Source organism: Pasteurella testudinis DSM 23072, from assembly GCF_900176075.1.
Taxonomy (GTDB): Bacteria; Pseudomonadota; Gammaproteobacteria; order Enterobacterales; family Pasteurellaceae; genus Chelonobacter; species Chelonobacter testudinis.
Genome location: NZ_FWWV01000068.1, coordinates 1 through 14,073 on the forward strand (window position 1 = coordinate 1; position 14,073 = coordinate 14,073).

At 50.1% G+C, this 14,073-nt stretch carries 12 protein-coding genes and 1 tRNA gene; 10 read left to right on the forward strand and 3 right to left on the reverse strand.

From position 1 onward, the window contains the following. On the reverse strand, window positions 1–200 hold a 200-nt coding region (locus B8880_RS13280), incomplete at its 3' end, for a transposase family protein (RefSeq protein ID WP_143933449.1). A gap of 148 nt (window positions 201–348) precedes the next feature. On the opposite strand from B8880_RS13280, the gene B8880_RS13285 reads away from it, so the two are divergent. The 6 genes from B8880_RS13285 to truB all read left to right on the forward strand — a co-directional run bounded on the left by B8880_RS13285 (window position 349) and on the right by truB (window position 6,942). After that, a tRNA-Met gene (locus tag B8880_RS13285) sits at window positions 349–425 on the forward strand. A 248-nt stretch (window positions 426–673) separates the two neighbouring features. Next, window positions 674–1,135: a ribosome maturation factor RimP gene (gene rimP, locus B8880_RS13290; protein WP_084258056.1), complete on the forward strand. Its 462-nt coding sequence runs from the start codon at window positions 674–676 to the stop codon at window positions 1,133–1,135. Window positions 1,136–1,183: 48 nt separating this feature from the next. Next, window positions 1,184–2,671: a transcription termination factor NusA gene (gene nusA, locus B8880_RS13295; protein ID WP_084258057.1), complete on the forward strand. Its 1,488-nt coding sequence runs from the start codon at window positions 1,184–1,186 to the stop codon at window positions 2,669–2,671. A gap of 14 nt (window positions 2,672–2,685) precedes the next feature. Continuing rightward, a complete protein-coding gene (infB, locus tag B8880_RS13300) occupies window positions 2,686–5,340 on the forward strand; it encodes a translation initiation factor IF-2 (RefSeq protein WP_084258058.1) in 2,655 nt (884 codons plus the stop codon). 260 nt (window positions 5,341–5,600) lie between these two features. Beyond that, a complete protein-coding gene (gene rbfA / locus B8880_RS13305; RefSeq protein ID WP_084258059.1) occupies window positions 5,601–5,999 on the forward strand; it encodes a 30S ribosome-binding factor RbfA in 399 nt (132 codons plus the stop codon). Window positions 6,000–6,015: 16 nt separating this feature from the next. After that, the gene (truB, locus tag B8880_RS13310; RefSeq protein WP_084258060.1) at window positions 6,016–6,942 is read left to right on the forward strand and encodes a tRNA pseudouridine(55) synthase TruB; all 927 of its coding nucleotides are present in this window, start codon (window positions 6,016–6,018) and stop codon (window positions 6,940–6,942) included. A gap of 67 nt (window positions 6,943–7,009) precedes the next feature. Here truB and yedE read toward each other — a convergent pair whose 3' ends face one another. After that, window positions 7,010–8,071, reverse strand: coding sequence for a YedE family putative selenium transporter (gene yedE, locus B8880_RS13315; RefSeq protein WP_084258061.1), 1,062 nt, complete (start codon window positions 8,069–8,071; stop codon window positions 7,010–7,012). 297 nt (window positions 8,072–8,368) lie between these two features. Continuing rightward, the gene (smpB, locus tag B8880_RS13320) at window positions 8,369–8,851 is read right to left on the reverse strand and encodes an SsrA-binding protein SmpB (protein WP_084258062.1); all 483 of its coding nucleotides are present in this window, start codon (window positions 8,849–8,851) and stop codon (window positions 8,369–8,371) included. Between the two features lie 155 nt (window positions 8,852–9,006). Here smpB and B8880_RS13325 point away from each other — a divergent pair, with 155 nt between their 5' ends. The 4 genes from B8880_RS13325 to B8880_RS13340 all read left to right on the forward strand — a co-directional run bounded on the left by B8880_RS13325 (window position 9,007) and on the right by B8880_RS13340 (window position 14,043). Further along, window positions 9,007–10,314, forward strand: a complete 1,308-nt coding sequence (locus tag B8880_RS13325) for an acetyl-CoA C-acyltransferase (protein WP_084258063.1) — start codon at window positions 9,007–9,009, stop codon at window positions 10,312–10,314. A 13-nt stretch (window positions 10,315–10,327) separates the two neighbouring features. Further along, a complete protein-coding gene (locus B8880_RS13330; protein ID WP_084258064.1) occupies window positions 10,328–12,520 on the forward strand; it encodes a 3-hydroxyacyl-CoA dehydrogenase NAD-binding domain-containing protein in 2,193 nt (730 codons plus the stop codon). A 65-nt stretch (window positions 12,521–12,585) separates the two neighbouring features. Then, window positions 12,586–13,182 (forward strand): class I SAM-dependent methyltransferase, encoded by a 597-nt coding sequence (locus B8880_RS13335; protein ID WP_084258065.1) that lies wholly within the window; start codon window positions 12,586–12,588, stop codon window positions 13,180–13,182. A 12-nt stretch (window positions 13,183–13,194) separates the two neighbouring features. Beyond that, on the forward strand, window positions 13,195–14,043 hold the full coding sequence (locus B8880_RS13340; RefSeq protein WP_084258066.1) for an SDR family oxidoreductase: 849 nt from the start codon (window positions 13,195–13,197) through the stop codon (window positions 14,041–14,043). The last annotated feature ends 30 nt before the right edge of the window (window positions 14,044–14,073 follow it).

Here is a 14,073-nt window from a genome sequence, read left to right on the forward strand (position 1 = left end):
ACCGGGATGCCGCGCTCAAAAGGTAAATATTGACGCAACCACGCCAAATGATATTCCCCGAACCGTTTAATGTCCGTCCAACCTTCCGCACCGGAAATGACGGCGCTCATGGTCAGAAAAATGATTTCAAGAAAAGGATATTTTTGGTTGATATCTTTACGCGGGTCTTCCAATTGACCGAAAAAGCGGAATAAGTCCATGACGTTACCTTGTATTTTAACGTATTAAAGGCTTATTAGATCATATTTTGAGGAAAAGTGCGATCTTGCCCTGCATTTAATGCGCTTTCTTTGCAGGAAAACTTGCTATTTGCCGTTGAACTCATTACAATACGCGCATATTTTCGGACGCGGGGTGGAGCAGCTTGGTAGCTCGTCGGGCTCATAACCCGAAGGTCGTTGGTTCAAATCCAGCCCCCGCAACCAATTGAAATTTATCATCAGCTTGAATTTCAATGTAAAGCCAAAACGCAACGGGTGCTTTGTTTTAGCCGTAACAAGACGTTAAAACAAAAATATGAGCTTCCGGTTCTAGCCTACAAAGCCCCGATATGGGGTTTTTTTGTGTGATAATTTTGACTGTTTAGCCGGCGCTAGACAATTTTAAAACGGGCTGTCAGCCCTTTTTTTATATCTTATTTTTTGATAAATGTGTTGATAAATTGGGGGTTGTCTTGGCAACTTTGGAACAAAAAATACAAGAATTGGTGCAAGGCTCGATTGAAGCGTTGGGCTGTGAATTGGTCGGTATCGAATGCCAGCGCAGCGGCCGTTTTCTGACCGTGCGCGTTTATATCGATAAAGATGGCGGCGTAAGCGTTGACGATTGCGCCGATGTCAGCCGCGAAGTCAGTGCGTTGATGGACGTAGAGGATTTGATCGCCGATAAATATAACCTTGAGGTGTCGTCGCCCGGTCTTGACAGACCGCTTTTTACCTTGGCGCACTACCAGCGTTTTGTCGGGCAGGAAATCGCCGTGCATTTGCGGGTACCGGTGTTGGATCGTCGTAAATGGAGCGGCAAACTGGACAGTGTCGAAGGCGACATGATTACGCTGATTGTCGACGGCAACCCACAGGTATTTGCATTCGGCAATATCCAAAAAGGCAATATTATTTATAAATTTGACAATTAATTTTGATCAGGGCGTTGGCATAACGCGGTGATTTAGACAGAGGCAAACATGAGCAAAGAGATTTTATTGGCGGCCGAAGCCGTATCAAACGAAAGATTACTACCGCGCGAAAAGATTTTCGAAGCGCTGGAAAACGCCTTGGCGATTTCGACCAAGAAAAAACATGAAATGGATATTGATGTGCGTGTGGTCATCGATCGTAAAACCGGTGATTTTGAAACCTTCCGCCGTTGGTTAGTGGTGGAAGAAGTGAGCGCACCGACCAAAGAAATTACGCTGGAAGCCGCCCGTTACGAAGAGCTGGAAATTCAACTGGGTGAATTTATCGAAGATGAAATCGAGTCTATTGCCTTTGATCGTATCACCATGCAAACCGCGCGTCAGGTGATCAGCAGCAAAATCCGTGAAGCGGAACGCAATAAAGTATTGGAACAGTTCCGCAGTCAGGAAGGTGAAATCGTCACCGGTGTGGTGAAGAAAGTCAGCCGTGACGTTATCCAACTGGATTTGGGTAACCAAGCCGAAGCCGTGATTATGAAAGAAGACATGCTGCCGCGCGAGAATTTCCGCCCCGGCGACCGTGTGCGCGGCGTGTTGTATCAAATCAAACCGGAATCGAAAGGCGCACAACTGTTTGTGACCCGTGCCAAACCGGAAATGATTATCGAACTGTTCCGTATCGAAGTGCCGGAAATCGGCGAAGAGCTGATTGAAATCAAAGGCGCGGCGCGTGATCCGGGTTCGCGTGCTAAAATTGCGGTGAAAAGTAATGACCGCCGTATTGATCCGGTCGGCGCTTGCGTCGGTATGCGCGGTGCGCGTGTGCAGGCGATCACCAATGAGTTGGGTGGCGAACGGGTGGATATCGTGCTGTGGGACGACAATCCGGCGCAATTCGTGATCAATGCCATGGCGCCGGCCGATGTCAGCTCGATTGTGGTCGATGAAGACAAACATGCGATGGATATTGCGGTGGAAGCCGCCAATTTGGCGCAGGCGATCGGACGTAACGGACAAAACGTGCGTCTGGCAACCCAGTTGACCGGTTGGACGTTGAATGTGATGACCACCGACGAACTGAGTGAGAAACATCAGCAGGAAACCAGCAAATCGCTGAATCTGTTTGTGCAACATTTGGATATTGATGAAGATTTCGCCGAGTTACTGGTTGACGAAGGCTTTACTTCATTGGAGCAAATTGCCTATGTGCCGACCGACGATCTGTTGGAAATCGACGGCATGGACGAAGACTTGGTTGATGAATTGCGCGCGCGCGCGAAAAGTGCGCTGACCACGATTGCTTTGACCGAACAGGAAAAATTATCACAATCGAATATTCAACCGGAACTGTTGGCGTTAGACGGTATGGATCGCCACTTGGCATTTAAGTTTGCTGAAAAAGGCATCACCAATTTGGAAGAATTGGCGGAACAAAGCGTTGATGATTTATCCGATATCGAAGAATTAAGCGAAGAAAAAGCCGCAACATTAATTATGGCGGCAAGAAATATCTGCTGGTTTAACACCGCAGAGTAAATTAGGGGGAATTAATGAGTAAAACAGTCAAACAGCTTGCTAACGAGATTAGCACCCCGCTTGAACAGTTATTAAAACAGTTATCCGATGCCGGTATCCAAAAAGTGGAAAGCGATCCGATTACGGCGGAAGAAGAAAGACAGTTGTTAAAATCGTTGAGTGGCGAAGGCGTTAAACCGAAAAAATTAACGTTGCAGAAAAAAGAGCGCAGCACGCTGAAAATTGCCGGTACAGGCGGCAAAAATAAAGAAGTGCGGGTAGAAGTGCGTAAAAAGCGGACGTTCACGCCGACTTCTGCCGAAGACATCGCCAAGCAAAAAGCGGAAGAACAAGCGCGTCTGGAAGCGGAAGCACAGGCCAAACGTGAAGCGGAAGAGAAAGCCAAAGCGGAAGCCGAAGCGAAGGCAAAACGTGAAGCCGAAGAAAAAGCCAAGCGCGAAGCGCAACAAAAAGCGGCTAAAGCCGAGCAAAGTGCGGTTGAAAGCAAAGAGACCAAGAAAGCCGATCCGGAAAAAGAGAAGCTGAAAGCGGAAGAAGCCGAACTGCGCCGTAAAGCGGAAGCGTTGGCAGAACAGAAAGCGGAAGAAAAAGCACGCAAAGCGGCGGAAGAAGCCCGCCGTTTGGCGGAACTGACTTCTGACAAGGAAGAGACGCCAAAAAGCGAAGAGCCGGCGGTGGTTGATGCCCGCTTAACCTCGCGTTACGCGCAGGAAGCGGAAGATGAAGAAGCGCGTCGCAAAGAAGGGCGCAGTCGTAACAAAAAAATCAACAAAGCCAAAAAAGGCGGACGTGACGACGACACCAACAAGACTGAGCGCGAAGCTAATCGCCGTAATCAGAAAAACATTCGGGGCGGTAAAAATCAGCGTCGCGGCAGCTCGTTACAACAAGAGTTCACCAAACCGGCACAACCGGTCAACCGTGAAGTGGTGATCGGCGAAACCATTACCGTCGGCGAATTGGCGGCGAAAATGGCGGTGAAAGCCACCGAAGTGATCAAAACCATGATGGGTATGGGCGCAATGGCAACCATTAATCAGGTTATTGATCAGGAAACCGCACAACTGGTTGCCGAAGAGATGGGGCATAAAGTGGTGCTGCGCCGTGAAAACGAGTTGGAAGAGTCGCTGTTGAGCGATCGTGATAGCAATGCCGTCGAAGTCAACCGTGCGCCGGTAGTGACCATCATGGGGCACGTTGACCACGGGAAAACCTCATTATTGGATTATATCCGTAAAACCAAAGTGGCGTCCGGCGAAGCGGGCGGGATTACCCAACATATCGGTGCTTATCATGTGGAAACCGATAACGGCATGATCACCTTCTTGGATACCCCGGGACACGCCGCGTTTACCTCGATGCGCGCGCGCGGGGCGAAAGCGACGGATATCGTGGTGTTGGTGGTGGCGGCCGATGACGGCGTGATGCCGCAAACCATCGAAGCGATCCAACACGCCAAAGCGGCAAAAGTGCCATTAGTGGTGGCGGTGAATAAAATTGATAAACCGGAAGCCGATCCGGATCGGGTCAAAAACGAATTGTCGCAATACGACGTGATTTCCGAAGAGTGGGGCGGTGATACCCAATTCGTGCACGTTTCCGCCAAACAAGGTATGGGAATCGACGAGCTGTTGGAAGCGATTCTGGTGCAGTCGGAAGTGTTGGAATTGACGGCGGTAACCGATGCGATGGCAAGCGGTGTTGTGATCGAATCCTATTTGGATAAAGGCCGTGGACCGGTTGCGACCGTTTTGATTCAATCCGGTACGTTACGTCGCGGCGATATCGTGTTGTGCGGCTTGGAATACGGCCGTGTGCGTGCGATGCGCGATGAAAACGGCAAAGAAGTGGAAGAAGCCGGTCCGTCCATTCCAGTGGAAATCTTGGGCTTGTCGGGCGTGCCGGCAGCCGGTGACGAAGCGACCGTGGTGCGTGACGAGAAGAAAGCGCGTGAGGTCGCCTTGCACCGTCAAGGAAAATTCCGTGAAGTCAAACTGGCGCGTCAGCAAAAAGCCAAACTGGAAAATATGTTTACCAATATGACCGAAGGCGACGTTGCCGAAGTGAATATTGTGGTCAAAGCCGACGTACAAGGTTCGGTGGAAGCGATTTGTCAGTCATTGGTCGATTTGTCAACTGACGAAGTGAAAGTGAAAATTGTCGGCTCCGGCGTGGGCGGTATCTCCGAAACCGATGCCACCTTAGCCGCTGCTTCGAATGCGATTCTGGTCGGTTTCAACGTGCGTGCCGATGCGTCTGCGCGCCGAGTGATCGAAGCGGAAAATATCGATCTGCGCTACTATTCGGTGATCTATGATCTGATCAACGAAGTGAAAGCGGCAATGAGCGGTATGCTGGCGCCGGAATTCAAGCAACAGATCATCGGTCTGGCGGAAGTGCGTGACGTGTTTAAATCGCCGAAACTGGGGGCGATTGCCGGTTGTATGGTGACCGAAGGCGTGGTGAAACGTAACAATCCGATCCGTGTACTGCGTGATAACGTGGTCATCTATGAGGGCGAATTGGAATCGTTACGCCGCTTTAAAGACGATGTCAACGAAGTGCGTAACGGCATGGAGTGCGGTATCGGGGTTAAAAACTACAACGACGTTCGCGTGGGTGATCAGATCGAGGTGTTCGAAACCGTTGAGATTAAACGCACGATTTAATCACAAACAACCACAAAAGGCGATCAGTGATCGCCTTAGCGGATTGGCAAAGACAATTTATCGGCGAATGTCGCGGCGGATTGCATATCCGTCGCTTTACGAAAGGTTATCGGCATTTGATCCGGAATGGAAAAATGCAAAGTGCGGTTCGGGCGGATATGCAATCCGCCCCTACTTTTATAACATAGATCGTATGTCGGAATCTTTGTCATTCGGTTAAGGCAATGATCGGATCGCCTTTCAGCTATATGGAAAATAACATGGCAAGAGAATTCAGCCGCTCGCAACGGGTGGCGCAAGAGATTAAAAAAGAGATCGCCGTTATCCTGCAACGTGAAGTCAAAGATCCGCGTATCGGCATGGTAACGGTGTCGGACGTCGAACTGTCGCGCGATTTGGTTTACGCCAAAGTGTTCGTGACGTTCCTGTTCGACCAAGACGAACAAGCGGTTAAACAAGGTATGGAAGGGCTGCAAAAAGCGTCCGGCTACATCCGCTCCCTGCTTGGCAAAGCCATGCGTTTGCGCATCGTGCCGGAGCTGCGTTTTGAATATGACAACTCGTTGGTCGAAGGTATGCGCATGTCGAATCTGGTCAGCAAAGTGCTGAACGAAGACAAAGCCAAGCATAAAGCCGAAAACGAGGACGAAAACGGATAATTAAACAGGAAACAACGTGTCTAAACCCAGAAAACGAGGACGTGATATTGACGGCGTGGTGTTGTTGGATAAGCCGCAGGGGTTGAGTTCCAACGATCTGCTGCAAAAAGTCAAGCGGTTGTACCAAGCCAACAAAGCCGGACATACCGGCGCACTGGATCCGTTGGCGACGGGAATGTTGCCGATCTGTTTGGGCGAGGCGACCAAATTTTCCCAATTTTTATTGGACGCCGATAAGCGTTATCGCGTGACCGCCAAATTGGGCGAACGCACCGATACTTCCGATGCCGAAGGCGAAGTGGTTGAGGTGCGCGAGGTGAAGTGCGGTTTGGACGAGATCTTAGCCGCATTACCGCACTTTCGCGGTGATTTGCAGCAAGTACCGACCATGTTTTCGGCGCTGAAACATCAAGGCAAACCGCTGTATGAATATGCCCGCGCCGGCATCAGCGTCGAACGCGAAGCCCGTCCGATTACGATTTTCGAACTGACATTTATCGACTATCAAGCGCCGTTCCTGACCCTTGAGGTGCACTGTTCAAAAGGCACTTATATCCGCACCTTGGTTGACGACTTGGGGGAATATCTCGGCTGCGGCGCACACGTCACCGTTTTACGCCGAAGTGCGGTCGCGGATTATCCGGCGCAGGCGATGGTGACATTGGAAACCCTGCAACAGCTGGCAGAACAGCAAGATTTGACGTTGCTGGATCAGCATTTGCTGGCGGCAGACAGCGCAGTGGCAAATCTGGCGAAAATCGAACTGAACGAAGAACAGACCCGTGCAATCGGTTTCGGACAGCGGCTGCGCTTCGACAATCCGCAGCAACTGCAAGGGCAAGTGCGGTTATACAGTTATCAGCAGCACTTTCTCGGTGTGGCGGAAGTCGATGAAAATAATGTGATTCACCCGAAACGGCTGATTACCCAGCATCAACAATAAATGCCAATTAGTTGAAAGCACCTCCGCAGACGAGGTGCTTTTTTCTTACCGATTCGCCATTAATTCGTCAAACCGCACTTTTATTGCTCAAACCGATATAAACGCAAAATGCAAAACCGATTGCCAACGCATAAGGCGCAAATTGGGTGATACCGTTCGGGCTGCTTGCCAAGCCGAAATTGTGCGCGACCGCCGCACCAATCAACATGCCCAACAAAAAGATCGCCGCATCGTTATCCCCTTCACCCAAATGTGCCAACTGCTTGCCCGGACAGCCGCCGCCAAGTGCGAAACACAGACCGGAAAGCGCCATGCCTAGAAAGTTCCAGAGGTAATCATTGTGCGCAATCGGCTGGTTGTTAAAGCCCGGATTGAATTGACCTAACAGCAGGTTGGTCAGGGTGGTAAAAATCAGCAGGGCGATAATACCGTTTAACAGATAGCTGTCGCGAAACAGGACGAAATTGCGTACCGAACCGATAGAACAAAAACGGGAGCGTTGCATCACCACGCCGATCAACATGCCGGCGCCCAATGACAGCCAAATATCGGCGTGTTGTGCGGCAGGGCCTTTTTCGGAGAAGAAAACCGGCAAATTGTCGCCGAAACGGAATCGGGTCAGCAGCAGAGCCAACAATATCACGGCGAATATCGCCGGTAGCAGACCGGCGGCTTTGCCGATGTTACTGCTTTGGCCTAGCGAGAAACCGCGTTTGATAAAAACCAGCGAAAACAAAATACCGGCGATTAGACCGAGAATACCGGCAATGGCGCTAAAATCGCCACCGCCCAAACGCAGATAGGCACGCCACGGGCAGCCGAGAAAAACCAACGCGCCGAGCATGGCGAAAACCCCCAACATAAAACGGATTAAGGGCGAAGAGCCGCCTTGCGGTTTGAATTCTTTTGCCAAGACCGCACTTGCCAAAGCGCCGAGAACCAAACCGATTAATTCGGGACGGAGATATTGCACAACACCCGCGCGGTGAAAACCGAGCGCACCTGAAGTGTCACGCAAAAAACAAGCGGCACAAAATCCCATATTACCGGGATTGCCGAAATGGACGAGAATGGGAGCAACGATACCAAGTGCAGCACCTGCAACCACAGGCCAAGTGAATAATTTCATAATGGAACCTTTGTGATATCAGAAGTTTAACGAATTGTAAAAGCTATTTTGTGCTTATTGAAAAGCACCATGATTGTACAAAATAAGCCGGGGAGGGAAAAGCGGCGGTAGTGAAATTTGTGAGCGGCAACAAGATTTTATCTTTGCCCGAATGTGCCGGTGTTTTTTATTTATCAACGGGTTAACAGGAGCAAAGCCATTCGGAGTAAGAGGAAATGTCAAAAAAAGATGGGGGATATTCTAAAGGCGGAACATATTCCGCCTTGCTCTTTGCTTCCTTTTGCCGGCTTCCGGTTGCTAGCCTCTGGCGCTGTGCTTCATGATCCGCTCTTTGGCGCGCTGCCATTCGCGATCTTGAATCGCATCACGTTTGTCGTGTTGTTTTTTACCTTTTGCCAAACCAATTTTGACTTTTGCCCACGCATTTTTCCAGTACAGCGACAAGGCGACAATGGTAAAACCGTCGCGGTTGGCTTTGCCGAACAGATTATCCAGTTCACGTTTGCTGAGCAACAATTTACGGGTGCGGGTCGGATCGGCGACCACATGGGTCGACGCTACGTTCAACGGCGTGATCATCGCACCGAACAGATAGGCTTCGCCGTTTTTGAAAATCACATAACTGTCGCTGATATTGGCTTTGCCGGCGCGCATGGATTTGACTTCCCAGCCTTGCAGGGAAAGGCCGGCTTCGATTTCTTCTTCAATAAAATAATCGTGTCTTGCCCTCTTGTTGAGCGCAATGGTGTTTGATCCGGCTTTTGTTTTTTTCTTTGTCATGACTTTTTTCTTCAAAACCATCGGTTAAAAAATAGTAGGAAATTGTATCAACAAGTCGGCGATCTACAAAGTAAAATAAAAAATCATGGTTAATTTTGCTAAGGATTTGTTATGCTATAGCAAAAATATCACAGTGAAAGAATCGAGGTTTTGAAATGCCTATTCAGCAGAAACTGGTCAATGCGCGCGGTGAGCGGATCGCCGTTGTGGCGGGGTTACGCACGCCGTTTATGCGGCGTAATTCAGGTTTTAAAGAGTGCTACGCTACCGATTTGGGCATTATGGTCACCAATGAACTGTTAAACCGTCTGCCGTTGGAACGGGAAGTGGTGGAAAAGTTTATTTTCGGCCAAGTGATTCAACAGCCGGACGTGCCGAATTTGGCGCGTGAAATTGCCCTAACGTTGTCAATGCCGCATGCGCAGGCTTATACCTTGAGCAGCTCTTGTATTACCGGTTTGCAGGCGGTGGCGAATGTGTGCAACGGGATTATCAGCGGATCGATTTCTTGCGGTTTGGCGGGTGGCGCCGACTCGATTTCCAATGCGCCTTTCAGTTTGAAACCCAAAGTGATCCGCACGTTGCGCGATATGTGGCGCACCTCCAGTTACAGCCGCAAATGGAATCTGTTCAAACGCCTGTCACGGCAGGACATCAAATTGCAGCAGGTTAATCTGCGCGATGCGATGACCAACTATTCGCTGGCGGATATTTCCGAGCAAATGGCGCAAAATTTTGCTTTAAGCCGTGAGCAACTGGATCAATACAGCGCACGCTCCCATCAGCTGGCGGCGCTGGCATGGCAGCAGGGGTTGATGAGTGAGCAGGTGATGTTGTCCCACCCGGCACCTTACCGCCATTATGTCACCAAAGACAATATGATCAGCGATCAGATTAATGCGGATTATTATGCACATTTTAAGCCGTTACAAACCGGACGGCATAACACCGTGACTGCGTGGAGCGTGTCCGAACCGGCAGACGGTGCGGCGGCGGTGTTGTTGATGCGTGAGGAGTTGGCAGAGCAGTATCAATTGCAACCGCTGGGTTATATCCGTAGTTTCGCCATCACCGGTAATGATGTGTGGAATAATATGCTGCTTGGCGCAACTTACGCTTCAGCCAAGGCATTGGCTTGGGCGGATATGGAGTTAGGCGATATCGATCTGATTGATATGCACGAATCGTCGGCGGCGCAGATCTTGGCAAACTTGCAACTCTTCGAATCCAAACAGTTTGCACGGCAGCAGTTGCAGCGGGAACGGGCATTGGGCACGGTGGATATGGATAAATTTAACGTATTGGGCGGTTCGCTGGCATACGGTTCGCCAAGGGCAATCACCAGTTTGCGGGTTTTGATCCAAACCCTGCACCAGCTGCAACGGCAAGGAGGCGAAACCGCACTTATCGCCTCCAGTGGTTTGGGCGGTTTGGGCGCGGCAATGGTATTGGAACGGGAGTAGTCGGGAGATGAATATGCAGGCAGAGAATCAAGGCAATCAAACATTCGACTATCAGGGTGAACAGCATTCCGAACTGTTTAAACTCAGTTTTTACCAACGTGATATCGCAGTCATTACCTTGAATGTGACGGCGAAAAAGCAGAACTGGCTGAATCAGGACGCGATTTATTATTTGGACGCGTTATTGACGCAACTGGCAGGCTGGCCGCTGCAAGGGCTGATTTTTATTTCAGGTAAGGAAAACAGCTTTGTACAAGGCTTCAGCTTGTCGGGGCTGGAGCAAAAAAGTCCGGACGAATTATATGATTTCGCACAGCAGAGCCAAAATTTGCTGGCAAAGATTCGCCAGCTGAAATTCCCGACGGTCTGTGCGGTGCAGGGCAGCTGTTTCGGGTTGGGCTTGGAACTTGCATTAGCCTGCGATTACCGCTTGGCGGCGAATGATGCGGCAACCCGTTTTTCAATGCCGCAAGTGAAATCCGGATTGCTGCCGTTTGCCGGCGGCTGTCATTTGTTGACCCAAAAAATCGGCTTGAAACAAGGGCTGCTGATGTTGCTTTCGGGCGATAAAATCAGCGCAGGCAGCGCATTGGCAAAAGAGTTGGTTGATGAAACTTTACCGCGCGCGCTGCTGTTTCAAGTAGCCTGTCGCTATATTCGTGGCGAAACAGGTTCGATTGCGCAAAAAGTGAAAAAGGGCTATCAGAACATGCTGGCCAATTTACTGGTCAGGGGAGAAAATATCGGCTGGCTGCGACGCTATCTTATCGAACAGGTGGAACAACAAATTTGGTTGAAAGCCTTTGACAATTATCCGGCGATCAAGGCTATTCTCAATTTGTTTAAACAGCAGCAGGAAAGTCTGCCAAGTGCGGTCAGAGAGTGTTTTGTTACGCTGTTCGGCGATCAAACATCCGTTGTCTTGCGGCAAATGGAACATACCAACCGCGAAATGCGCCATCAATATTATGATTTGCAGAGCAGCGATAAAATTAAAAAAGTAGCGGTGTTGGGCAGTGGTTTTATGGGCGCAGGCATTGCCTATATCACCGCCGCCAGAGCCGGTTTGCCGGTGCGGATTAAGGATATTAATCCGGACGGAGTACAAAAAGCCTTGCGTTTGAGTTACCTGCTCTTGCAAAAAGCGGTGGATCAAGGGCATTTGCCTTACGGCAAGCTGTTACAAAAAATTTATCTGATCAGCGGCGGTGAGCGTTTTATCGGCAAGCAGACGGCGGATATCGTGATTGAAGCGGTGTATGAAGATCTGCAATTAAAGCAAAATTTGATCGAAGAAAGTGAAAATTACTATGACGAAAACACCATTTTCGCCAGTAATACCTTAACCCTGTCGATTGCCGAAATTGCCTCAAAAGCACAGCGGCCGCAAAATGTCATCGGCGTACACTATTTTACACCGGTCAGCCAGCGCCGCATGGTTGAAATCGTACCGCACTTTTCTCCGAATCAGGCGACATCGCAGCAAACCATTGCCAAAGCGATCAGTTTGGTGATTGAACAGGGGCAAGTGCCGCTGTTGGTCAAGGATTCCCCTGGATTTTTTATCAACCGTGTTCTGATCCCTTATCTGTTGGAGGCCTACTATTGCCTGTTGGACGGCGAGGCAGTCGGTACGATTGATCGTGCATTGCAGGAGTTCGGTTTCAAAAACGGGCCGTTGGCGATGATTGACGAAATGGGCTTGGATATTTTGGTGAAAGCGCTGCCGAAATTGGAACGAGCTTTCGGGACACGTTTTGCGCCGCCGCCGAAAGTGGATTATCTGTTGCGTAACGAACGTAAAGGCCGTAAAAACCGGCGCGGTTTTTATCTGTACCATTCGCGCAGCGGCGACCGCACCCAAGTGGATAAAAGCATTTACCAAGTGTTGGAAACCGTCGTGGAAAACAATCTGGAGCCGGAACAAATCGTACGTCGCTGTATCCTGATGATGTTGAATGAAGCGGCGTACTGCGCACAAGAACAAGTGATTACCAACCTGAACGAGGGCAATGTGGCGTCGGTATTGGGCATGTTTTTCCCTGAATTCAGAGGCGGAATCTATGCCTATATCGAACAGACCGGCGCCGCGACGATTGTCGCCGAATTGGAGCGCATGGTTGAACAATACGGCGAACGTTTCCGCCCTTGCGAATGGTTGTTGCAAAAAGCACGGACAGAAATATCAAAAGATACCGCACTTTAAGTTAAGGCGAGGCAACAGGAAATTAAGGCGAGGTAACGGGAAAAGAACATGGTCACTGCCAAACGTTGGGATTGTTATGCCCGATTTTACAATTTGCTGCTGAAAACCGCCGCTTCACAGCGCGAACAGCTGTTTCGGCGCTTGGCATTGTCCGAACCGTTGACCGTGTCGGTTGCGGCAGCGGTTTGGATCTGCCTTATCTGCCGGCGCAAAGTGCGGTGCTGGCGGTGGATTTTTCTGCGCAAATGTTGAAACAAAGCGCAGACTTGCAACGGCAATTGCAAGCACAAGGACATGAGTTGGCGCTCACCTTGCGGCAAGGACGGGCGGAGCAGTCGGGGTTGGCGGATCACAGTGTCGATTTGGTGCTGTTACATTTGATTTTGGCCGTGACCGACCAACCGCAAGCGCTAATGGAAGAAGCGGTCAGGGTGTTGAAACCGGGCGGCGTAATTTCGATTTGGGATAAATTCGCACCGCAGCGGATTGGCTGGTTACGCCGCACGGCGGATTATCTCAGCCGAAAATTGGGCACGACGCTGCTTTTGCAGATCGATCCCTTGCTACAACCCCATTCATTAGCGATAATGCAACGGCATACAATGCTGTACGGGCAAATGCAGCATTTGATATTATCATCGAATATTTCGGTAAAACGGTAGGATAAAAACAACATGAATTCGGTAGCAATCGTTGGTTTGGGCTGGCTAGGGTTTCCGTTGGCAAAACATTTGCAGCGGGTCGGCTGGGAAGTAAAAGGCAGCAAACGCACGCACGACGGTACGGAAAGTATGCGGCTGAACGGTTTCGAAGCCTATTTTTTACAACTGACGCCGCAAGTCGACGCCGATCCGGACGATCTGAACGAGTTGCTGTCGGTCGATTCGCTGATTATCAACATTCCGCCGAGCCAGTATTTTTTCGATACCGCCAGCTATATCGACGGAATTAAAAATCTGGTGAACGAAGCCTTGCTGCACGGCGTGCAACATCTGCTGTTTATCAGCTCGACATCGGTTTTTCCGCAAAAAAACGGCGAATACCACGAAGAAAGTGCGGTCGAACCGGAATCGGAAGTCGGACGGGCGCTGCATGAAATCGAAAACTGGCTGCTGCAACTGAACGGCGTCGATTGCGATATTTTGCGCCTTGCCGGTTTAATCGGTATTGATCGCCACCCTGTCAGCCGTTTGGCAGGCAGAGAAGCGATCAAGGGCGGCAACCAAGCGGTCAATCTGGTGCATCAAACCGACTGTATTTTGGCGATTCAGCTGTTGCTTGAAACCAGAGGCTATAAACGGCTGTACCATTTGAGTGCGCCGCAGCACCCGAAACGCGCCGATTATTATCAGCAAATGGCGCAGCTGCTCGGTTTGGACGAACCGCACTTTATCGCCGACGATGCCGATTTGCAGCGGATTGTGCACGGCAATAAAATTGTGCAGGAGCTGGATTTCGAATATCGTTATCCCGATCCTTATCAAATGTTGCCGCAGGAAGAGCAATACTTTCATCAAGAATAGTTTTCACCAAGAGTCGCTTTCACTAAGAAT